Annotated in this window: 19 protein-coding genes and 1 tRNA gene; 13 read left to right on the plus strand and 7 right to left on the minus strand. The window is 62.7% G+C overall.

The features are described from left to right. Positions 1-21 precede the first annotated feature (21 nt). Entirely contained in the window at positions 22-1,113 is a 1,092-nt protein-coding gene (gene rlmN, locus VMW12_11060; protein ID HUZ50255.1) for a 23S rRNA (adenine(2503)-C(2))-methyltransferase RlmN, read from the plus strand. 121 nt (positions 1,114-1,234) lie between these two features. Here the strand turns inward: rlmN and VMW12_11065 are convergent. After that, positions 1,235-1,306, minus strand: a tRNA-OTHER gene (locus tag VMW12_11065). Positions 1,307-2,133: 827 nt separating this feature from the next. Here VMW12_11065 and VMW12_11070 point away from each other — a divergent pair. The 4 genes from VMW12_11070 to ppdK all read left to right on the plus strand — a co-directional run bounded on the left by VMW12_11070 (position 2,134) and on the right by ppdK (position 8,350). After that, positions 2,134-3,096: a hypothetical protein gene (locus VMW12_11070; protein ID HUZ50256.1), complete on the plus strand. Its 963-nt coding sequence runs from the start codon at positions 2,134-2,136 to the stop codon at positions 3,094-3,096. A 26-nt stretch (positions 3,097-3,122) separates the two neighbouring features. Then, on the plus strand, positions 3,123-4,259 hold the full coding sequence (locus VMW12_11075; GenBank protein HUZ50257.1) for a glycosyltransferase family 2 protein: 1,137 nt from the start codon (positions 3,123-3,125) through the stop codon (positions 4,257-4,259). 129 nt (positions 4,260-4,388) lie between these two features. Further along, positions 4,389-5,702: a glycine--tRNA ligase gene (locus tag VMW12_11080; protein ID HUZ50258.1), complete on the plus strand. Its 1,314-nt coding sequence runs from the start codon at positions 4,389-4,391 to the stop codon at positions 5,700-5,702. After that, positions 5,699-8,350 carry a pyruvate, phosphate dikinase gene (ppdK, locus tag VMW12_11085; protein HUZ50259.1) on the plus strand — a complete coding sequence of 884 codons (2,652 nt, stop codon included), beginning with the start codon at positions 5,699-5,701 and terminating at the stop codon, positions 8,348-8,350. The genes VMW12_11080 and ppdK overlap by 4 nt, the downstream gene beginning before the upstream one ends. Positions 8,351-8,367: 17 nt before the next feature. Here the strand turns inward: ppdK and VMW12_11090 are convergent, their stop codons facing one another. Further along, the gene (locus VMW12_11090) at positions 8,368-9,573 is read right to left on the minus strand and encodes an HD domain-containing protein (protein ID HUZ50260.1); all 1,206 of its coding nucleotides are present in this window, start codon (positions 9,571-9,573) and stop codon (positions 8,368-8,370) included. A gap of 48 nt (positions 9,574-9,621) precedes the next feature. Between VMW12_11090 and dnaG the strand changes: the two genes are divergently transcribed. The 3 genes from dnaG to VMW12_11105 all read left to right on the plus strand — a co-directional run bounded on the left by dnaG (position 9,622) and on the right by VMW12_11105 (position 13,334). After that, positions 9,622-11,436: a DNA primase gene (gene dnaG / locus VMW12_11095; GenBank protein HUZ50261.1), complete on the plus strand. Its 1,815-nt coding sequence runs from the start codon at positions 9,622-9,624 to the stop codon at positions 11,434-11,436. A gap of 89 nt (positions 11,437-11,525) precedes the next feature. Continuing rightward, on the plus strand, positions 11,526-12,686 hold the full coding sequence (gene rpoD / locus VMW12_11100) for an RNA polymerase sigma factor RpoD (protein HUZ50262.1): 1,161 nt from the start codon (positions 11,526-11,528) through the stop codon (positions 12,684-12,686). A 15-nt stretch (positions 12,687-12,701) separates the two neighbouring features. Further along, positions 12,702-13,334, plus strand: coding sequence for a hypothetical protein (locus VMW12_11105; protein HUZ50263.1), 633 nt, complete (start codon positions 12,702-12,704; stop codon positions 13,332-13,334). Between the two features lie 3 nt (positions 13,335-13,337). Here VMW12_11105 and VMW12_11110 read toward each other — a convergent pair whose 3' ends face one another. Genes VMW12_11110 through VMW12_11120 form a run of 3 tightly spaced genes read right to left on the minus strand, consistent with a single transcriptional unit; the run spans position 13,338 to position 15,230 of the window. Further along, entirely contained in the window at positions 13,338-14,003 is a 666-nt protein-coding gene (locus VMW12_11110) for a hypothetical protein (protein ID HUZ50264.1), read from the minus strand. A 14-nt stretch (positions 14,004-14,017) separates the two neighbouring features. Next, complete coding sequence (locus VMW12_11115; protein ID HUZ50265.1) at positions 14,018-14,890, minus strand: hypothetical protein; 873 nt, start codon at positions 14,888-14,890, stop codon at positions 14,018-14,020. Further along, complete coding sequence (locus tag VMW12_11120) at positions 14,838-15,230, minus strand: general stress protein B (protein ID HUZ50266.1); 393 nt, start codon at positions 15,228-15,230, stop codon at positions 14,838-14,840. The genes VMW12_11115 and VMW12_11120 overlap by 53 nt, the downstream gene beginning before the upstream one ends. Positions 15,231-15,270: 40 nt before the next feature. Between VMW12_11120 and VMW12_11125 the strand changes: the two genes are divergently transcribed. Continuing rightward, positions 15,271-16,749 carry a peptidylprolyl isomerase gene (locus VMW12_11125; protein HUZ50267.1) on the plus strand — a complete coding sequence of 493 codons (1,479 nt, stop codon included), beginning with the start codon at positions 15,271-15,273 and terminating at the stop codon, positions 16,747-16,749. A gap of 223 nt (positions 16,750-16,972) precedes the next feature. Here the strand turns inward: VMW12_11125 and dtd are convergent, their stop codons facing one another. Together dtd and VMW12_11135 are read right to left on the minus strand one after the other, a co-directional pair. Continuing rightward, positions 16,973-17,416: a D-aminoacyl-tRNA deacylase gene (gene dtd / locus VMW12_11130; protein ID HUZ50268.1), complete on the minus strand. Its 444-nt coding sequence runs from the start codon at positions 17,414-17,416 to the stop codon at positions 16,973-16,975. Further along, positions 17,416-18,309, minus strand: coding sequence for a proline dehydrogenase family protein (locus VMW12_11135; GenBank protein ID HUZ50269.1), 894 nt, complete (start codon positions 18,307-18,309; stop codon positions 17,416-17,418). The genes dtd and VMW12_11135 overlap by 1 nt, the downstream gene beginning before the upstream one ends. A 204-nt stretch (positions 18,310-18,513) precedes the next feature. On the opposite strand from VMW12_11135, the gene VMW12_11140 reads away from it, so the two are divergent. The 4 genes from VMW12_11140 to VMW12_11155 are packed head-to-tail and all read left to right on the plus strand — an operon-like array spanning position 18,514 to position 22,024. Beyond that, a complete protein-coding gene (locus tag VMW12_11140; GenBank protein ID HUZ50270.1) occupies positions 18,514-18,933 on the plus strand; it encodes a response regulator in 420 nt (139 codons plus the stop codon). 8 nt (positions 18,934-18,941) lie between these two features. Then, positions 18,942-19,508: a manganese efflux pump gene (locus tag VMW12_11145; GenBank protein HUZ50271.1), complete on the plus strand. Its 567-nt coding sequence runs from the start codon at positions 18,942-18,944 to the stop codon at positions 19,506-19,508. A gap of 18 nt (positions 19,509-19,526) precedes the next feature. Beyond that, positions 19,527-20,417, plus strand: a complete 891-nt coding sequence (locus VMW12_11150; protein HUZ50272.1) for a hypothetical protein — start codon at positions 19,527-19,529, stop codon at positions 20,415-20,417. Continuing rightward, positions 20,417-22,024 (plus strand): hypothetical protein, encoded by a 1,608-nt coding sequence (locus VMW12_11155; protein ID HUZ50273.1) that lies wholly within the window; start codon positions 20,417-20,419, stop codon positions 22,022-22,024. The genes VMW12_11150 and VMW12_11155 overlap by 1 nt, the downstream gene beginning before the upstream one ends. Positions 22,025-22,272 lie beyond the last annotated feature (248 nt).

Genomic DNA, 22,272 nt, shown 5'->3' on the forward strand with positions numbered 1-22,272 from the left:
CTCCGTGGTATCATGGGCGCCGTGATACGCGACGCCCAAACCACCTGGTTCAACGATAACGCCCGCCGCATCGGCTTTGCCGATGTGGACGAGTTCGCGCTGGCGTTTGCCTTGAAGCCCTACCGGCTCAAGCAGATCTACCGCGCCGCGACCAAAGAGTGGCTTGAAAACGTGGAGGCGGTAACCACGCTTCCCAAAGAGCTGCGGGCCGGGCTGACCGAACGAGGGCTTTCGTTTTCATCGGTCGAGCCGATCGTGGTGCAGCGCTCGCACGATGCGAAGACGACCAAGGGCCTGTTTCGTCTGCGCGACGGCAACGAAGTCGAAGCGGTGCTGATGGAACACAAAGGCGATCGCACGACCGTGTGCATCTCGTCGCAGGCGGGCTGCGCGTTCGCGTGCGCGTTTTGTTCGACCGGACAAGCCGGCTTCACGCGAAACCTCGAAGCGACGGAAATTTTCGATCAAGCGCGCTTCTTTGCTCGCGATCTCGCGACGCGCGGCAAGAAGATCACCAATATCGTGTTCATGGGGATGGGCGAGCCGTTTCATAACTACGATGCGGTGATGAGCGCCGTCGCATTGCTCAACGACGCGCACGGCTTCGGGCTGGGGCATCGCCACATCACGATTTCAACCGTCGGATTGGTCGATCGCATCGATCAATTCGCGCAGGAGGGGTTGCAGGTGAATCTCGCGATCTCGCTCCACGCCCCGAACGACGAAGTACGCAACACGTTCATGCCGGTGAATCGCCGCTACAATACCGAGCAACTGCTTGCAGCCTGCGAGCGATACGTGGCGACGACCCGTCGCAAGGTGTTTTTCGAATACGTCATGCTCGCCGGCGTGAACGACACCGACGAGTGCGCGCATCAGCTCGCCGAGCTGATGCGCGGCAAGCTGTACCACGTCAATCTCATCCCGTATAACGCCACCCCGGACGGCCCGTTCGCGGGAACGGCAGACGACGCCATTTGGAAATTCGCGGCCATTTTGGATGCGGCGGGGGTGCCGACCACGGTCCGCCACAACATGGGTCGCGATATCGCCGCAGCTTGCGGCCAGCTCAGGGCGGAGACGCAGCCGAAGGCGCACAAAGTGAGCGCATAGACAAAAACGAGGCGCCGCATTGCTGCGACGCCTCGTGCGCTTCGATGTGCCTGCGGGCTTGATACGAGACCCACAATAACACGCCTCGCGCGACTGCGCAACGGAGTGTGACCGTCGCGGCTGGAGCGCCCGGGAATCGAACCCGGAACTGCGTGGTGTATCAAGCCCGCAGTCGACACCATCGAAGCGCCCCAGCCTTCTTCCATCCCTCGCGAGGACGCTCGAGTAAAGGGTAGACGAGTTCGACTCGTCCGGCTGCCTGCGGGCAACTCAGGGCGCAGATGCAGCCGGAAGCGCACAAGGCGAGCGCGTAGACAAAAAACGAGGCGCCGCATTACTGCGACGCCTCGCGCGTTTCGATGTGAGCCGAAGGCCTGATACACGGCCGACGATAGCACATCTCCGACGACTGCACAACGCTCGGGGGAGCGTCGCGGCTGGAGCGCCCGGGAATCGAACCCGGAGCCGAGCGGCGTATCAGACCTTCGGTCGACGCCATCGAAACGCCCCAGCGCCTCTCCATCCCGCGCGTATACGCAGGCAACAAGCGTGGGGCGCCGGTGAGTTCGATGAATCCGTCGGTCTGCTGGGAACGCGTAGACGAAAAAACGAGGCGCCGCATTACTGCGACGCCTCGTGCGCTTCGATGTGTACTGCCGGAATGACACCCCAGGCTTCTCCGACGGTAACACACCTCAAACGACTGCACAACAGCGGGTGGACTGTCGTGGCTGGAGCGCCCGGGAATCGGACCCGGCCTACCCGGGGTGTCACACCGGTAGTCGACACCAGTCGAAACGCCCCAGCGCCGATCTCTTCCCACACCGAAGCCTTGCCAACAAGTGGCGTCGGTGAGGTACCCGTTACAAGCGGCGGCGGAACTATGCGTATTGACGGACGCGCCATTAAGGCGTGCGGAGAACTGATTGGTGCAGCTTCGGAATATATAATGCTATGGGTCGCTGAGCGATCCGGCGTCGATCCAGGAAAGCCCGGTTTCCCTAGGAACAACCTACAACGATGCCTCTTGTGCTGATGCAGCGTGCTTGGAAAGACGATCCCAAATATAAGGACACGGAGTTCGTCGTCTATCACTATCCGCGGCAGTACTTCGATCGCATTCATGGCGGCGAGAAGTTCGTCTATTATCGGCCGTCGCGGGGAGCGAATGCCCTGCAGGCGAGTTCGTACTTTGGCTGCGGCGAACTGGGCGACGTTTGGGAAGACCCCTACGACCCCACGCACCGGTATGTCGGCGTTCGGAAACCCATCCGATTCGCTCGGGTGGTCAATTACGCTGACGCTACGCACCGAATGTATGAGTCGCGTTTCGCGACGCGCAACGCATTTCAGGGGCACTCGGTCCGGTATATCGACGACCTCGATTTTTATAGGATTTTGGAGGCCGCCGGACTGACCGGCGCCGCCATTGCCGACGCCCCGACGATCGATGATGTGATGGCCGGAATCGCGTCACCGTTGAAAGCCCCGCCCTTGGACGAATTTAGACCGTTGCTTGTGGTCCCTGAGGGAACCGGATACCGGCCGCAGGGAGACGGACCGGACGTTTACGAGGCTGCAGCCCTGCAAGAGCGAGCGCGGGCGGACCACCAGGACACGTTACGCCTGCTCAAGCACCGGATCGATGCTAGCGGCGGCTCCTGCCTGTATAACAACAACATCGACCTTCTCGCACAATTTGACGATCGCCGGCTCCTGGTTGAAGTCAAGAGCCTGAACAACCCAGCGTCAACCGTCGATCGAATGCGATACGGCATGGGACAACTCTTCGACTACTCCGTGCGTTATCGAGCGACGATCGGGGGTGCAAGCCCGGTTCTGGCGTTCGGTGCACTCCCGCGGCACGATGTTTCCTGGATTTCCGAGATACTCCAGGGTAACGAGGTTGCGTTCGTGGCGCGGGAGCACGGTGAGCTCGTGCCCATGAACGAGCTCGCTCGGCAGCTGCCGGTTTTTCGCTAAAAGACTGAACGGGGCTTGGTATCGTGATGCTCGTAGCGTTGTGTATCTTTGTCGTGTTCGTCAATGCGGCGTTCGCCGTGCGGTCGTTGATGATTGCGGCGCGGTCGCGGGCGCATTTGGAGGCGGTAGAGTTGGATGGGGCGTTCCCCGCGCTGTCCATCGTCGTTCCGGCGCGCGACGAGGAGCGGCAGATCGAAGCGTGCGTGCGCTCCTTGCTCGCACAGGAGTATCCGAATTTCGAAGTGATCGTCGTCGACGATTGCTCGCAGGACGGAACGCGCGCGATCCTGGATCGGATCGCGCTTGAAGACGAGCGGCTCATCGTCGTGGGCGGCGAGCCGTTACCGCAAGGATGGGTCGGCAAGCCGTGGGCGCTCGAACAGGGGATACGCGCGGCTCGCGGCACGTGGCTGCTTTCGACCGATGCCGATACCGAACACGAGCCGCTCGCGGCCGGTTCGGCGCTCGTCTATGCGGTGAAGCATCGGCTCGATGCGTTGAGCCTGCTCACCGACCAAACGATGGTCGGCCCGGCCGAGCGGCTGATCCTTCCAAGCATTCTGTGGATTATTGCGTTTGCCGTCGGCGGCCTCGACGATGTCAACGATCCGCTAAAACCCGATGCGGCGCTCTTCAACGGCCAGTTCGTTCTGATGACACGGGACGCGTACGAGGCGATCGGCGGCTATGCGGCGCTCCGCGGCGAGATTGCCGAAGACCTCGAACTCGCGCGTCTCCTCAAGGCCGACGGCCGCTTTTCGATTGCGCTTGCCGGCGCGCAGGGGCTCGTTCGCACGCGAATGTACCGCTCGTTTCACGAAGTGTGGAATGGTTTCGTCAAAAATTTCGCGCTGGGCGCACGCGGCAAGGCTGGGACTACGGCGCTCGGGCTGCTGTTTTTGGCGAGCCTCTCTCCGCTTTCGCCGATCGCGCTCTGTCTGTTTGCCTCCGGCGACCGTGCCGGCCTCGCGCTTGCGGTCGGGTTCGCGATGCTGGCGGCGTCCCTGGCAGCGGAGTACGGAATGGCTCGGGCCCGTTTTCCTCGCGGGTCGGGCTGGACGATCCCGGTCGGCGTGGCGGTACTCTTCGCTATCTTCGCGACGTCGCTGGTGCGCTATGCAAGCGGGCTCGGCGTCGAGTGGCGCGGGCGGCACTACACCTAAGGGCGCTGTGAAGCGAGCGTTCAAGGACTCTCCTGCCCGACGGGGCCACCGGGCAGCCGGGATATTTCTTATAGTGTATTAAATCTACAAACTCTTATGGACATGGCTGCCTCCGAATCTCGCGTAACGATGGACGAAATAACGGCGCTGGCGAAGCGCCGTGGCTTCATCTTTCAGTCCAGTGAAATCTACGGAGGCCTCAACGGCTTCTACGATTACGGGCCGCTGGGCGCGATCCTCAAGCGTAACGTGAAGAACGCGTGGTGGCGCGATACCGTCGAATTGCGCGACGACGTCGTCGGCTTCGATTCGTCGATCATCATGCATCCGCTAACGTGGAAGGCTTCGGGGCACATCGATGCATTCCACGATAAGCTCGTGGACTGCCGCGTCTGCAAGCATCGCTTTCGCTTCGATCATCTCAAGGATCCCAATCAATGCCCGGACTGCGGTAGCAAGCAGTCTTTCACCGAGCCGCGCAATTTCAATCTCATGATGAAGACGCAGATCGGGCCGATGGAAGACAGCGCGTCGACCGCTTATCTGCGCCCGGAGACCGCTCAGGGCATTTTCGTGAATTTTAAGAACGTTTACCAGACCGCTCGCAAGCGGCCGCCGTTCGGCATCGCGCAGATCGGCAAGTCGTTTCGGAACGAGATCACGCCCGGCAACTTCACCTACCGCGTGCGCGAATTCGAACAAGCGGAACTGGAGTACTTCGTCCCCGACGACGGTAAGGATCTGGAGATCTTTCGCGAGTGGGTCGATCGGCGGAAGAACTGGTATGCGAGTTACGGCGTCAAACCCGATCGCCTGCGCTTCTACGAACTAACCGACAAGGAACGCCCGCACTACGCCAAGGCCGGCATCGACGTCGAGTATCTTTTCCCATGGGGTTGGGGCGAACTCGAATCGATCGCTCATCGCGGCACCTACGATCTCGACGCGCACATGGCCCTTTCGGGCAAAGACCTGCGCTTCTTCGACGAAGCCTCGAAGGCACATTACACGCCGATCCTCATCGAGAGTTCGGCGGGGATGGACCGCACGACGCTCACCATGCTCGTCGATGCATACGATCGCGAACGCAGCACCGATCCCAACGGCAAAGCGACCGACCGCGTCGTTTTGCGCTTTCATCCCTACATCGCACCGGTGCAAATAGCGGTATTTTCGCTCGCCCGCAATAAACCGGACTTGGTCGAGCGCGCCCGGAGCATCGAAATGGCGCTGCGTCCGGCCTATCGCACGCAATACGACGAAGGCAATATCGGCCAACTCTACCGACGCCAAGACGAGATCGGCACGCCGCTGTGCGTGACCATTGACTACGATACGCTTGAAGATGGGACGATAACCGTGCGCGAACGTGATTCGATGAAGCAGGAACGGGTGTCGCAGCCGGGCCTCGAACGCTATCTGCACGAGCGGATCAGCGCATGACCAAGTACGTCTACTTCTTCGAAGAAGGCAATGGGTCGATGAGCGACCTGCTGGGCGGGAAAGGCGCTGGGCTTGCCGAGATGACGGCCGCGGGCTTGCCCGTGCCGTCGGGTTTTACGATTACGACCCAGGCGTGCCTAGGTTTCTACGACGCCGATAAACACTTCCCCGACGGCTTGGACGCGCAAGTCGCTCAGGGCATCGAAACGCTCGAGAAGCGCACGGGAAAGTCTTTCGGAGACCACGGCGACCCGCTGTTGGTATCGGTTCGCAGCGGCGCGCGCGTCTCGATGCCCGGCATGATGGACACGATCCTCAATCTCGGGCTCAACGATCGCACGGTTGAGGGCTTGGCGAAGCTCACCGGCAACGAACGCTTTGCGTGGGATGCGTATCGCCGGTTTATCATGATGTTCTCGTCGGTCGTTCTCGGACTGCACAAAGACCCGTTCGAAGAGCTGATCGACGAACGCAAGAAGGCGCTCGGAATCGCGAACGATCCCGATATCGACGCCGAGTCCTGGAAAACGCTGGCCGCGCAGTTCAAAGACATCGTCAGCCGGCAGACCGGCAAAGCCTTTCCGCAAGACGTGCGCGAGCAACTCCGTCTAGCGATCGGCGCCGTCTTCGATTCGTGGAACTCCAAGCGCGCGATCGACTATCGCCAATACAATAAGATCTCCGATAGTTGGGGAACGGCCGTCACCGTCATGGAGATGGTGTTCGGCAATATGGGGAGCGATTCTGGCACGGGGGTAGCCTTCACCCGCGATCCGAATACCGGCGAGCGCAAGTTGTTCGGTGAATACCTCACCAACGCGCAGGGCGAAGACGTGGTGGCCGGCATTCGAACGCCGGAGAAAATCTCGGACCTCGAACGAACGCAGCCGGACATCTACAAGCAGTTCGTCGATATTGCCGATCGGTTGGAGCGGCACTACCGCGACGTGCAAGATATCGAGTTTACGGTCGAGCGAGGCAAGCTCTTCATGTTGCAGACGCGCAGCGCCAAGCGCAGCGCGGAGGCGGCGGTGCGGATCGCGATCGACCTCGTCCACGAAGGCCTGCTCGACCGCAAAACGGCGGTCGGCCGCGTCGGCGCGCAGTCGCTCGATCAGCTCTTCCACGCCCGGATCGACGCGACGCAAGGCTTCGCCGTTGCAGCCAAGGGCCTCAACGCCTCGCCCGGCGCTGCCGCCGGGCAGATCGTCCTAACGGCGGACGACGCCGTCGAATGGCGCGATGCCGGCAAGGACGTCATTCTCGTGCGCGTGGAGACCACGCCGGATGACGTGCACGGCATGATCGCCGCGCGCGGCATCCTTACCGCCAAAGGCGGCGCGACCTCGCACGCGGCGGTGGTCGCTCGCGGCATGGGCAAACCGTGCGTCGCCGGGTGCGACGCGCTCCAGATCGAGCGCCGCACCAAGAGCGTCACGCTGGGCGGCGTGGCGTTACACGAAGGCGATTGGCTGACGATCGACGGTACGACCGGAAACATCATGCTCGGCAAACTGGGGCTGATTCCGCCGCCGTCGCAGTTACCGGAGTGGCTGCAGACCTTTCTTTCTTGGGCGGACGAGCTGCGCCGTATGCAAGTGTGGGCTAACGCCGATACGCCCGAAGACGCGCAAAAGGCCCGCGAGCTCGGGGCCGAAGGCATCGGCTTGTGCCGAACCGAGCACATGTTCATGCAACAGGATCGGCTCCCGGTCGTCCAACAGATGATCCTAGCGAATACGAAAGAGGCGCGCGAAACCGCGCTGCAGCAGCTCCTGCCGTTTCAACGTGAGGATTTCGTCGGGATCCTTGAAGCGATGCATGGCCTGCCGGTAACGATTCGATTGCTGGACCCGCCGTTGCACGAATTTTTGCCGTCGCTCGAGCAACTGCTCGTGGAAACGACCGAGCTACGGCTGACGCGTGGCACGGACTCCGAAGAGTTCAAAAAACAGGATGCGATCTTGCGCCGCGTCCAGCAACTGCACGAGCAAAATCCGATGCTCGGTTTGCGCGTTTGCCGGTTAGGCATCGTCTATCCCGAAATCTATGCGATGCAAGTGCGCGCGATCTTCGAAGCGGCGTGCTTGCTGAAACAGCGCGGCGTCGACGCCCGGCCCGAGGTGATGATCCCCGGCGTCGGAACCAAGGAAGAGATGCAGACGACGTACGACTCTGCGAAGAAGGTCGCGGATGAAGTTCTGGCGGCGCACGGCGTCGATCTCGTATATAAGATCGGTACGATGGTCGAGTTGCCGCGTGCCTGCGTGGTTGCCGACGAACTCGCCGCCTACGCGCAGTTCTTCTCGTTCGGTACGAACGATCTTACGCAGACGACTTACGGCTACAGTCGCGATGATGCGGAGCAATCGTTCATCCCGCAGTACCTCGAGAAGCGTATCCTCAAAGACGATCCGTTCCAGATATTGGACCGGCGCGGCGTCGGCGCGCTCATGCGCGAGGCCGTGGCCAAAGGCCGCGGCGCGCGTGCCGACCTGAAAATCGGGATCTGCGGCGAGCACGGCGGCGAACCGTCGAGCGTGGCCTTCTGCGATCAGCTTGGATTGGACTACGTCTCGTGTTCCCCGTATCGCGTGCCGATCGCGCGCCTCGCTGCGGCGCAAGCCACGATCGGCGCGCTCGAGTAACCGCTAACCGCGCACCGCTAGCGGGCGGCGGTTAGGCGACAGAGGCTCCGAGCCTCTGCGAGATCGACATTGGCGCGGACGACGAAGAGTTTGCGCCAATACGCTTTTCCGGAGAGTTTCGCGATCAGGTCGCTGGCTTCGCGCGCGTCGATCGCACCGCTCGACGTCTGCACGAGCACCGTGCGGTGGTGCTCGGAAGCGCCGAGCGGGAGGCGATGCAGCACCTGCTCCTGCGCGTCACCCCAGACGTTCTGCGCCCCGTAGGCGGCGATCAAGGCCGCTTCGCAGCGTTCGTAATGGGCGAGGTCGTGCTCGGCGTTGAATTCTGCGACCACGGCATAGAGACGGGTGCGCTCGCGCAAGGCGCGCGAGGCGACGCTCTGGTGTTCGCGCAGATCGTTGAGAACGCGCGAATCGTCCCAATCCAGAAACGTCTCGATGGGATCCAGCGCGCGCGGATCCGGCCAGAGCTCTCGCAGCGCATCCTGGAGGATCCGCTCGAACATGCGGGTCGTGTGATGGAAGTACACCGAAGCGAACATCATGTAACGGGCTAGGACGAACGATTCCAGGGCGACGACGCCGCGTGCGTCGATGCCGAGCACGCTGCGGCCTTGATGTTCGATAACGCGCATCGAAGCGACCAACTGGTCCGCATCGTAGCGACCGCTTGCGACGCCGGTAAAATAGCTATCGCGCTGCAGGTAGTCCATGCGGTCGGCGTCGAGATTCGGGCCGCTAACGATCTCGCTGAGCACGGGGTAGCGCCCGTTGTGCGCTCCGAGAATCAGCGACAGCACGTCGTGAGGATCGACGTCGAGCTCCCCGAGATGGTCGACCATCTCGGGGAGTTGGAGCAAGGCGCGCGTGCGGGCTTCGTGCAGCACGCCCAGCACGGCTTCGCAGGCGTGGCTGAACGGGCCGTGCCCGATATCGTGCAACAGCAGAGCGGCTCGCACGAGACGGCGCTGGTATGCGATATCGGCGTCATTCGCGAACGTATCGCGGCCATGCCGGACGATTTCATCGAAGACGCGGGTCCCCATCGCGAGCGCGCCGAGGGCATGCCCGAAGCGAGAGTGCTCGGCCGACGGAAACGCGAGATAGGCCAGTCCAAGCTGCCGCAGGCGGCGCAACCGCTGCATCACCGACGTGTCGAGTAGCCGGGCCTCGTGCTCGTGGAGTTCGATGAAGTGATGGATGGGGTCGAAGATCCGCTTCACACGCGGGTTCTTCGACCCCGCGCTCGAACATGCTGCCTGGAGTCCATCGTGAAATTCGATCAAGGAGCGATCCGCGAAATCCATGCGCGGATCGATATCGCCAGCTTTATCGGCCAGTACGTTCCGCTCAAAAAGCGCGGGAACGATTTGGTGGGCCTATGCCCTTTTCACGGGGAGAAGACGCCCTCGTTCCACGTCCACCCCGACCGCGGATTCTTCAAGTGCTTCGGTTGCGGCGTCGGCGGCGACGTTATCACGTTCATCCAGAAGCTCGAGAACCTGCCGTTCGCCGATGCCGCGCGAATGTTGGCCGCCAAGGCCGGAGTCGAGCTCGAACCGGAAAACCCGCAGACCGCGCGGTCGCGCAGCGAACGCGAAGCCATCTACGAAGCGAATCGCATCGCGACGGAATTCTTCGAGCGTGCCCTCGCGGATGCGCGCGGCACCGCCGCGCGCGCGTACTGCGAGGCGCGCGGATTCGGCGCTGCGACCATTGAGAAATTTCATATCGGCTACGCTCCCGACTCGTGGGACGCGCTCACGCTCGAACTACGCTCCCACGGCGTCGATCTCGACTTGGCGGCCAAAGCCGGCCTGGTTAAAGAGGGTCAGCGCGGCCACTACGATTTCTATCGCGATCGGCTCATGGTTCCAACCTATGCCACCACCGGCGAAGCGATCGCATTCGGGGGCCGCGCGATCGGCGGCGGCGAGCCTAAGTACCTCAATACGACCACCACGCCCGTCTACACGAAAGGGCGGCACCTGTTCGCACTCAACGTCGCGCGCAGGTCTGCCGCGAGCAACCGAACGCTCATCGTGGTGGAGGGCTATTTGGATTGCATCGCCTTACACCAAGCCGGTTTCGAGAATGCGGTGGCGGCGCTCGGCACGGCGTTTACCGCGGAGCAAGCCACCGAGCTACGCAAATATGCGGACAACGTCTTTCTCTGTTTCGACGGCGACGCCGCGGGGAGCAGCGCTGCAACCAAAGCGGTCGATATTGCGTCAAAGGTTATCGAACACACGGGATCCAGCGTCCGGATCGTCGCCCTGCCACAGGGCGAGGACCCGGATAGTTTCGTGAAGGCCCGGGGTGCCGCCGGGTTCGCGCGGCTCCTCGAACTGGCAAAACCCGCAATCGAGTACAAGCTCGATCCGGAGATCGATCGGCTCGCAGCCGGATTCGATTCCCCGTCCGCGGTTGCGCGTAGCGCCGAGGCGCTGATTCGAGAGATGACGCCGCGTGAAGAATGGGACCGCTGGCGCGTGTATGTTGCCGGACGACTGAAGGTGAACGTAGATGACCTTCGGAATAGCCGATTCCTCGCGAACAGCGCAAATTTCGCTCCCCGCACCGGTGCGCCGGGCGTGGTCGGAAGCCGCCATGTCTCCGTACACGGGGCAGCGCGCGGCACGCAGGGCGAGTCCGCCGCATTCGAGCGCGATGTCCTGGAGATCGTTTTCGAGGATCCGGCGCTCGCGCGGGAGTTCGGCGATCGCATCGAACCGTCGCGGTTCCGAAACACCGTTTTTCGGGAAATGTACGAACGGATCGTCCGGAGCGCGGACGATTTGCGCGACACGGCGGACGTCTTCTCGCTCTTCGGGCAGGACGATGCGGCGCTCGAGGTGCTCGCGCAGTTGGGCCGCCGGGATCGAAGCTCGACCGTTCGTTACGGCGACCGGGAAGAGCGGCGAGGCCATTTGGAGCGGGTGGTCGAGCGGTTCGCGCACGAAGACGCGCACCGGCGGTACAAGGAACTAGACGTTCGGACGAACGAGATGCTCACGCAGGGGCAACCCATTCCCGAAGAGCTGTGGCGAGAGTTCGAGACGCTTCGGGCCAAACTAAAAAGATAAATCGGTAGGACGACATTAACAACCAGAGAGAAACAGCGCAGCAGGCGCAGACCCCAGAGCATACGAGAAAGGAGGTGAGGAGTACAAATATGGCACGCAAGAAGGCAAGTGCGGCAGCGACGCAGACCCCGACGCTGACGCTGGACGAACTCAAGAAGAAGCTGGTCGCTCGCGGTAAAGTGAGCGGATCGCTGACCTATGAGGAAATCAACGCGGCGTTCGACGCGCTCGACGACGTCAACCCGGACCAGATCGACGAATTATTTGAAGAGATCTCTGCCATGGGCATCGAGATCGTCGACGAAACCAAAGAAGAGAAGCCCGAAGTTGAGGCCGGCGTCGAAGAACCGATCCCCGAAGGGGTATCGCTCGAAGACCCCGTGCGCATGTATCTCAAGGAGATCGGCCGCGTCCCGTTGCTCTCGATGGAGCAAGAGAAATCGCTGGCCATGCGCATCGAAGCCGGAGTGCTCGAATTGGGCAAGAACGGCACCGCCGATTCCGGCATCGTCGTTACCGGCGAAGAAGCGAAACGCCAGCTCACCGAGGCCAACCTGCGGCTCGTGGTTTCGATTGCGAAGAAGTACGTTGGACGCGGCATGCTGTTCCTGGATCTTATCCAGGAGGGGAACCTCGGCCTCATTCGTGCCGTCGAGAAGTTCGATTATCGCAAGGGCTACAAGTTCTCGACCTATGCGACGTGGTGGATCCGTCAGGCGATCACACGCGCGCTTGCCGACCAGGCTCGTACGATTCGCATACCCGTGCACATGGTTGAAACGATCAATCGCTTGATCAAAATTTCGCGCCAGCTCTTGCAAGAGCTAGGCCGCGAACCGACGGTCGAGGAGATTGCCGAGACGATGGGGCTTACCCCGGAGAAGGTCCGCGAGGTCATGAAGATTTCGCAGGAACCGATCTCGCTCGAAACCCCGATCGGCGAAGAAGAAGATTCGCATTTAGGCGATTTCATCGAAGATCAAGAAGCGGTCGCTCCGGCCGAAGCCGCATCGGTGATGTTGCTCAAAGAGAAAATGGCCGACGTCTTGCAAAACCTCACCGAGCGCGAGCGCAAAGTCTTGGTCCTGCGTTTCGGCTTGGAGGACGGCCACCAGCGGACGCTCGAGGAAGTCGGCCAAGAGTTCGGCGTCACGCGGGAACGCATCCGCCAGATCGAAGCCAAAGCCCTACGCAAGCTGCGCCACCCATCGCGCGGTAAAGCGCTCAAGGACTACTGGTCGAACGAGTAGCCGATCGAGGATTGGATGCTCGCGCTCGCTCTAGCCGTCCTCGTCGCAAGCCCGACGCCGGCTCCGCCCGCCCTGCGAACGATTCAGACGGTGAAGTCTACGCCGTTTTGTAGCGCCCTGCAACGCCACTTCAACGCGGCGTTCGTTCCGATGCTCGGCAACAACCGGTCGTTGCGTATCGTCGGCGGGCAGCTCGACGATTTGAACGGCCTATTCACGCGGCCGACATACGCGAGCGATTTCTACGTCTTGCGCGGCCACCTGATGCAACAAGTCGGTGAGATCGACCGCTCGCTTCCGCAGATCGGAGCGCAAATCGACCGGCTTCGCGCCGGTGCGGCATTGACGAACGATGCCGCGGCCCGCGAACAAATGCTGGCTACGGTTTCCAGCCTTGAGGCTGCCTACGCGATGCAGAAGCAGATCGCGTACGATCTGCATGGCCTGGTGCAGAGCATGATGGAGTACGACCCGCTCGCGCACGATCACCCGGCCGGCGGAATGGACCCATCGGAACTCGGCATCCCGCGCGACATGCGCGATATCAAGAGTTACCTGCGCTACGATTCGCGGCGCGATACCATGCAAAAGGCGCAATCGACGGCCGTCGATCGCGCCTTGGCGCTGGCTCAATCGAGCTGTCAGTAAACGCTACATCGAATCTTTGCCGGCATTTTTGGACGGCTTAACGAGCGGATTCATCATCGCGAAAGCGCCGTTAGGGTTGGGTTTCACCCAAACCTGGAGATCCCAGATGGACGGAAAGACGAAGACGCGCGCGACCTGATCGGGGTTTTTGACGAGCCCCATTTTTACGAGCGTTGCCGATGAGGGATTGGCCAGGCTGCCGCCCGCCGCCAGGAATTTTTTGGTTCCAATCCCGTGATAGTCGCTGCTCATCGGCGGCCCGGCAAGCACGTAGTGCAGGTGCTCGTCGAACTTCTGCCAGCGCGCGGGATTGACACCCCAAAGCTTGGGAGCTTCCGGAGAGCTGCTCTGCATGACCGAATAGTCGGCGCCCAGCAAGTTGCCGTGAACGTCGTACCACAGCTGGCTGGGATGTTCGACGTCGCTACTCTGCCAATGCAGGTTCGCGTAGCTGATCGATCCGCTGCTGTCCTCGTTGGTAAAGCGAAAGTATCCGTCGCGCTCGGCATCGGCAGGCGTTGCATAGCGCGATGCGAGCGCGCGCTGTACCGACTGCACGAATGCGACTTCCGCGCCCTGGGGCTTAGGCGAGGGCGACTGCGCCGCCGAGAGTGCGGAGCATACGGTAAGGACGAGCGCCAGCGTGGCGGTAGTAATGCGTGCGAGCATGCGTTGAGATCCCTTCATGACGACGGTGGTGGGGTGATAGGAGCGTGCCCGGGAGTCACCTGGGTGACCGGCGAGGGCGCCTGCGCCGGGTATCCTGGACCCATCGACGGCTCGACGATCGGCCCGCGCTCTTTCATCGATGCGGGCGTTGCCAAGGGTGAGGATGAGAAGCTTGCGTGCGGGACGTGGACGCCGATTGGGATGGGAGCCGGGGTGGATACGACGGCCGTTCCGTTCGGCGCGATCGCGACGATCGCTTGCGTGCGCGCCTGGAGTTGCGCACCGGACCCGAGTTCGAAGTTTTGCCCCTTGCGAAACACGTGATAGATGTAATGGAACGGAATGACGGCGTCCTCAACGTTATCTTCGATCCCAACCGTGGACGCATGTCCGGCGGTGACGCGCACGGAGAGGCGCGTCGTGGGCGAACGCAACGGGAGCCTCGCGCCGTCAGTCAGGGCGATCGGCTCGAAATAGACGTCGACGTATCCGTAGACGTCTCCCATCTGCGCCGAATTCGCGCCGAGAATCCGCACGATTCCCGGGGTGCCCTCGGGCGCGACGATCCGGCCGTCGATCACGATGGGATCTTTGAGGTGGATCGGAATGCGGTCGCCGGCCTTAGAGCCGTTTGACGAGATCGATCCATCGAGAACGAAGACGAGCGGTGAGTTAAACGGCAGTTCGCGAGCATGCGCCGCCGCAGTCGAAGGCGATGCGGAGGCGGTCGGCCCGGGCGATGGGGTGGTGACGGGGAGCGCGATGGCTCGTTCCGCACCGAACGAGCCAAAGGACACCACGATCGCGCTGACGATCAGCGCGAAACCGGCGGCGTCAGCTCGCGCGTTTCTCCTCGGCCGCAGCGGCGGCGCGCTTTCCTTCTTCAATGAGTTGCTTGACTTTCTGGCCACCTTTTTGTCCGATACGCTCGTAAAAATCTGGCCCATAGCGGTCGCGGGTGGCTTCGCCACCTTTCTTCCCACCCTTCTTACCGATTTGTTCGTAGAACTCGTGACCGTGGGCTTCCTTCGTGGCGAGCCCGCCTTTGCGTCCGATTTGTTCGTAGAACTCGGGACCGTACTTTTTTTTGACCGTTTCGCCGCCTTTTTGGCCGGCTTCACGGACCGACATTCCGCCGGTTTTTTTGGGGGTCTCTGGGGTGCCTGGCATGATGTTCCTCACCTGCATCGCTGGTGCCGCCCAGGAAGGACGGCGATGGTGCTGCACTTACTACAACGTAAGTCCATCGCTCTTGGTTGGGGGTACCGTGTTAGCTTGGGGTTCTTTTTATCGTAAGGCGATCGTCACGCTCGGATTGGCGGGGCTAGTCATGGGAGCGGCACCGGCTCCCGCCCCCTATCCGACGATGCTCCGATTGGAGCGCGCGCGCTCGCTTGGCAGCGGGCAACTGGCAGCCTACCTGGCGTCCGCCGACGAGCCGATTGCGGTTCGCGCAGCCCTAGCGATCGGCCGAACCAAACAACCGGCCGGCGTCGCCCTGCTCGAAGCGCACCTCCGGGATCCGCGCGATGCGGTTAAGGCCATGAGCATCTACGGCCTGGGCCTCATCGCTTCGGGCAGCGATGCCCCCGCGCTGGTCTCCGCCCTGCGAGACCCAAGCGGGGCCGTCCGGGTCGCGGCCGTCGATGCGCTGGGCCGCTACGAAGCCGCAAAGCGCCTCCCCGACCCCTCGGCGGCAGCCCAGGCGCTCCTTCAAACGCTCGTCGCCGATGCCGACCCCATCGTGCAGTCCCGCGCGGCGATCGCGCTGGAACTCTTTCGCGCGGAGGCAAGCGCCCCGAGCATCGCCGCCGGATTGGAGCGAGCGGTCGAAGCTCGAAACGCGCCGGCCGTGCGCCGGGATGCGATGTGGAGTCTCTTCCGCGGCTATGCCGATCGCCTCCCCATAACGTTCTTACGCACCGCTCTTCGCGACCGGGACGATGTGGTACGCATCGAGGCGGTCCGCGCGCTCGGAAAGCGCAAACGCGCCGGCGAACGGCCGCTGCTGCTGCCGATGCTGAACGACCCATCTTGGCGCGTCCAAGAACAAGCCGGCGAATCGCTGCGCGCGATCGCCGGCAAACCCTTCACCGCCGATTGGAAGGCCATCCCCGCATCCGTACATCTCCCCGCACTCTCCGCCGATCCGCTGGCCGCTCTGCCCGCGTTGCCGCGCACGATTGCCCCGGGTAAGCCCAAGGCTCCCAGCGTTGCCGGCGTTCCGAATGCACCGCTTCTCGATCCGCGCACCGCGGCGCAGATGACGCAGCCCGCACCCGGCATGCATCCGCGCGTGCGCATCGTCACAACTAAGGGCAACGTCTACGTCACGCTCTTTCCCGAATGGGCACCGCTGACGGTTGCCAACTTTCTCAACGTTGCCGCGCACGGCTACTACGACAACAACCGCTGGTTCCGTATCGTCCCGGATTTCGTCGTGCAAACCGGCGACCCGAACGACGACGGCAACGGCGATGCCGGTTACACGATCGGCGCCGAGGAGAACCCGCTCGCGCAGGGCACCGGCGTAATCTCGATGGGCATGAATTACGATTCCAAGACGAACACGCCGCTCCGCGATTCGGCCGGAACGCAATACTACGTCACGCTCTCGCCGCAGTATCACCTCGACCGCGATTTCACGGTCTTCGGGCAAGTGACGTCGGGATTCGACGTCCTCGCGCATCTTGTCGAATCCGATCGCGTCATTCGCGTCGAACGCATCGCGGACGTGCGCTTGTAGCGTGCGCTCGTTGCGTTGCGTTCGTTGCGTTGCGCGAAGCCCTAGCGCGAGGGTATTTCGGGGAACCGTTCGTCGAGACGCATCCTGCGTCTCTCCTACTCGTGCGTTTTTGTGCAACTTCCAAAGGAAGTTCGGCATCCTGCCTTTTGCACAAAAATCGCACGTTCCCCGAAACACCCTCGCGCTAGGGCTCCGCGCAACGCAACGCAGTTCAACGGCTGGATTACTGCTTCGAATCGATGAGGATCGTTACGGGGCCCTGGTTGACGAGTTCGACTTCCATGTCGGCGCCGAACGATCCGAACGCTACCTCGATGCCTAGGCGCTTCACGCATTCGCCGACGCGTTCGTAGAGCGGGCGCGCGAGCGGCTCTTTGGCGGCCTGGATGAACGATGGGCGTCGCCCTTTGCGCGCGTCGCCCAGAAGCGTGAATTGCGAGACTAAGAGCATCGCGCCGCCGACGTCGAGCAACGAACGGTTCATCGCGCCGAGATCGTCTTTGAAGATGCGCAAGTTGGCCAGTTTTTCGGCCATCCAATCCGCATCCGCTGCGGCGTCGTCGACGCTGACGCCGAGCAACACCAGGAGCCCGGCCTCGATGTTGCCGGTGGTTTCGCCATCGACGCTGACGCAGGCTCGCGAGACGCGCTGGACGACCGCTCGCACTATTTTGAGAACATCGAGGATATCGCGAAGAACATGTTTTCGCGTCGCTCGAGGACGCGACGGTAGAAATAACCGGCCCAGTGCGTGCCGAACGGCACGTAGACTCGCATGCGATAGCCCTGCGCGACGAGGTCGCGTTGGAGCCCGGGGCGACAGCCGTAGAGCATCTGGAACTCGAAGCGGTCGGAGGCGACGCCCTCTTCGCGCGCGACGGCCTTGACCGCTTCGATCAGTTCCTTATCGTGCGTCGCGATTCCGGGATAGGTGCCGCTCGTAAGCAATTCGCGGGCGAGCGCGAGATACTGTTCGCGAATCTGCGGCATCTCTTTGATTGCGATCTCGGCCGGCTCGTTATACGCACCCTTGCATAAGCGTACGCGCGCGCCGATTTCGATCGCGCGCCGCACGTCGGCGGGCGTGCGTTTGAGGTACGCTTGCAGAACGATGCCGACGTTCTTGTTTTTTGCGAACGCGCGTTCGAAGACGCGTAGCGTGGCGTCGGTAACGGCCGTGCCCTCCATATCGATCCGTACGAAGGGGTCGGCGTTGCGCTGCGCGTGTTCGAGGATCCGCGTGAGGTTATCGAGGGCAAAATCTTCGTCGATCAGCAGCCCCATCGCCGTGAGTTTGATCGAGACGTTGGTATCCGCACCGCTGGTACGGATGGCGTCGAGCATGGTGATATATGCATCGCGGGTCTTGAGCGCGGCGTCGCGCTCGAGGACGTCCTCGCCCAGAAAATCCAGGGTCGCGCTCATATGCTGCGCGTTGAGGTCGCGAACGGAGCCGATCGCGGCGTCGATGCTCTCGCCTGGAACGAAGCGCTTGGCGAGAAAGAAAAAATTCCGTTGAAAGGTGGAATCGGGGGCAAAAATTCGATCGAGTACAGCCATTGCCGGGCTATAATACGACGTTCGGCCACAAAATCCAGGCATCCGCCATCCGAAGTCGGCCGGCCTGGCGCCGGCCTCCGGTGCCCCACCGGCAGCCGGAAGGAGAAAGATCGAGCGCGCTACGTGTCGCATCACCCTGAAAGTTTACAAACAGTATCGGACGGGCGGCGAGGCCGCGCGCCGATAGACGCGAATGGCGGTGGCATGGCGCAGCGTAATTGGCGGGTTCTCATAGCGGATGACGATCCCGCAATCTGCACCTTGATCGATACGGTCCTTCGGAAGGGGCCGTACGATATGATCATGTGCAACGATGCCGAGAGCGCCCTGGTCTCGGTCGATCGGGACGGGCCCTTCGATATCATCATCTGCGACTTTATGCTGCCCGGCATCTCCGGCATCGATTTGGTCGAGCGCTTGCGCGCCAAGGATCGGACGCGCGGCGTGCCGATTTTGATGATTTCCGGGCATACGAACTATGCCATGGACGGCCGTGCGAAGAACGCCGGGGCGAATCTCTTTCTGAACAAGCCGTTTACGATTTCGCAGCTTCGTGCGGCAGTGAACCAGCTTCTTTCAAGTTCCGGCAGAAAAGACTCGTACTCCGGCACTCCATCGCGTTAGCTCCGACCATGATCACTATCGCTGCCGCAATCAAAATCGTTGTGATCGCGCTCTCCCTTGCCCTCGACGTGTTCGCGGTGAGCGTAGGCGTCGGTGTCCGCGGGGTCCCGCGCAAGGAAAAAATTCGGATCGGCGTCGCGTTCGCCACCGCCGAGATCGTGATGAATCTCGCGGGAGCCGCCCTCGGCTTGGTCATCGGGAGACTGCTTGGCGAAGTTGCCGGCTATATTGGGTTTGTGGCGCTGCTCGTCTTGGGCTGCTTTATGATCTTCGAGAGCCGGCGCGAGGCCAGCCACCCGATCGATATGTCGCGCGGGTGGGGGCTCTTCATCGCCTCGCTCTCGATCAGCCTCGATTCCTTGGGTATCGGATTCTCGATCCTGTACATCAACGTGCCGCTGGTGGAGTCTCTGGCGGTGATCGGCATCGTCTCCATCGCGGCAACGGCAACCGGCATTACGCTCGGACGACGCCTGGGCGTGCATATCGGCGAACATGCCGAACTGCTGGGCGGAATTCTCCTCGCCCTTACGGGCGCAACATTTATCGTGCTCAAGGCGCTCCACATCGGCTAAACGAAGGCTCGCATCGATATGCGAGTTGGGGACGCGATCCTGGATCTGGCGCTGGCGACCGGCGCACCGTCGCTTTTTTTCGTCGGCGTCGGGAAAAACGTCGGCAAGACCGTCGCGATGCGCGCGGTCTACGAGGCGACCGTTCGCGCCAGCATGACCGTTGGACTAGCATCGATCGGACGCGACGGCGAGGCCATCGACAGCGGTGACGGCCAGCCCAAACCGCGGCTGTTGCTGCGCCCCGGTGCCGTCATCGCGACGGCGCGTTCCGTATTGCCGCAGTCACCCGCAAGCCGCATTCTCGACCTCTCGACGCTGGTTACCGCGGCCGGTTCGCTGCTCTACGCTCGCGTCGTGCACGACGGCTACTACGAGCTGGTGGGGCCTCCGACCGCATCCGGCGTACGCGACGCGGTCACCGGTTTGATGCGGTACGCCTCGTATGCGCTCGTCGACGGCGCGGTCGATCGCGTTGCGGCGCTGGCCGGCGGCGGGGACGCGATCGTGGTCTCGGTCGGCGCCGACGCGGCTTCGACCATGGACGACGCGGTCGCGCAAATACGCGCGCTGGTTGGCCGGCTGCGTATCGCGCAATACGACCCGACGGTGGAACACGTGCGGATCGAAGGGGCCCTCACGCCGGCGATGGTTTCGCAACTGGTCGCGCAACGGGAGCGGCGCGCGATTCTTTTGCGCGATCCGACGCAACTCGCGATGGCGGGCCCTGCCGCAACCTACGCGCTCGAACACTTGAACTTGCGCTGCGAACGCCCGCTGCGGGTGGTGGCGGTAACGGTGGCGTCGAGCGGTCGCGAGCGCGCTTTCGAACCGCGTGAATTTGCGCGCGCGGTTGCAGCCGCGACCGGTTTGCCGACGTTCGACGTCTATGCCGGCGCGGTGGCGGCGTGATGGCCGGGCCGGCGATCGACCGGAGTTCGCTCCACGCGATCGAGGGTACGTGGCTGGAGGTACGCCTGACCCCGTCGAGCGAGTACGGCTTGCGCGCGTTCGCGGCGCTGCGGGCGTTTGCTCCGGGAGAAGAGGCCCGGGCCGCGGCGTGCGCGCAGCGCATCGCGCGCGTTGCGGCATCGCTCGAACCATCGCGGCTGGACGCCGCGCGCGATGTCCTGCGCCGCGCTCCGGATGCCGCCGGTGCCCTCGCAAGAGCGGCGATGGGTGAAGCGCTGGCCGACGTGCAGTTTCTGGAACTGCAGCGCTGCTTCGATGCGATGATCGCGCTGGACGCCCTCCTGGAATGCGCGGTGGATGCGGAGCCGTGCGCGAACGACGCCGTGCGTCAGGTTGTCGCAGCGCTCGACCCGGGCCGGTCGGGTGCGTTTGGATTCTATCTTTCGGACGCATTCGATCCGCGACTCGGTGAAGGACGAAAGGCCCTGACCGGTTCGCAGGCGCAGGTCGATGCCGCACGCGGTCGTGCTGCGGCAACTATCTGTGCGAGGCTGGGTCGCGAGGAGATCTCCGGCAACGAATTCATTGTCATGCGCGCGGACGTTCCGGCTAGCGGCCTCCCCGCCGGCATGCGCGTGATTCGCGAAGCCGCAACGTACCTCGTTTGCGAACTCGATGCCGACGAAGCGACGCTCGGTGCGATCGAACGCCGCGACGGCGCGCTGGCGAGCGTGGCCGAGGCGGAGGAGTGCGTACGCGAACGGCTCTCGACGGTGTTGCGCGAACGCGCGGCGGCGCTGGACGCAGCGATGCAAGCGTTGGGTACGCTCGACGTGCTGGTCGCCCAGGCGCGATTCGTACAATCCTATCGGTGCGTGGTTCCGGAGTACGTCGCGCGTGCGGCGATGGCGTTTAGCGGCGGGCGTCATCTGCCGACGGTCGAGGCGCTGGAGCGCGACGGGCGTGCCTTTACGCCGCTCGATCTCGAACTCGACGGCGTCGCCGTGCTGACGGGGCCGAATATGGGCGGAAAGAGCGTCGCATTACGCACGTGCGGCTTTATTGCGCTTTGCGCCGCATACGGGCTTCCGGTGCCCGCGACGCATGCGCGCGTCGGACTCTTCGACGACATCGCGTGGCTTGGCATCGGAGGCGACGACGAGCGCGGATCGTTGCTCTCCTCGTTCGCTACCGAAGTCGTGCGACTGCGCGATCTCTTCGCACGCGGAGCGCAGCGAAGACTGTTGCTTGTGGATGAGTTTGCTCGGACGACCACCCCGCACGAAGGCAAGGCGCTCCTGATTGCGGTGATCGAGCGTTTGCGCGAGCGCGGCGTTTGCGGCATCGTGGCCACGCATCTCGGCGGAATCGCCGGCGCGACGGGCGCGACGCATCTCGCGGTACGCGGCCTGCGCGGGATCCCGCATCGCCCCGCAACGGCCGACCTGCATGCGGCGCTGGCCGCACTAGCGGATTCGATGGACTACACCATTGCCCAGGTGAACGGGCCCGGCGAAGAACGCTCGGATGCGATCGCTCTTGCGGCGTTGCTTGGCCTGGACGAGGCCCTGATCGCAGCGGCGAGCGCCGCCTTTAGTCAGCCGTAGCGAGCAATTACTCAGCGCCTTCTGCGTTCTAGGCGCGCAACAGATCGGTCAAATCGGAGTTCATCGGGATCGCCGCCTTGGGCCAAAAAGATCTCGCAGACTAAGGGCCAAATCGCCTCGGCGCGTTCGAATGCCGCCGCCTCGGCCTTTGAATGGCGACGTGTGCCGTCATGCTTGTGCGGCGTTTCTCCGCCCGGCCTTTGAAGGCGTCCGACGCGTCTGCCATGTACTTCAAGTATTCGACGGCA

It is taken from the genome of Candidatus Dormiibacterota bacterium (assembly GCA_035532835.1).
Classification (GTDB): Bacteria; Vulcanimicrobiota; Vulcanimicrobiia; order Vulcanimicrobiales; family Vulcanimicrobiaceae; genus DAHUXY01.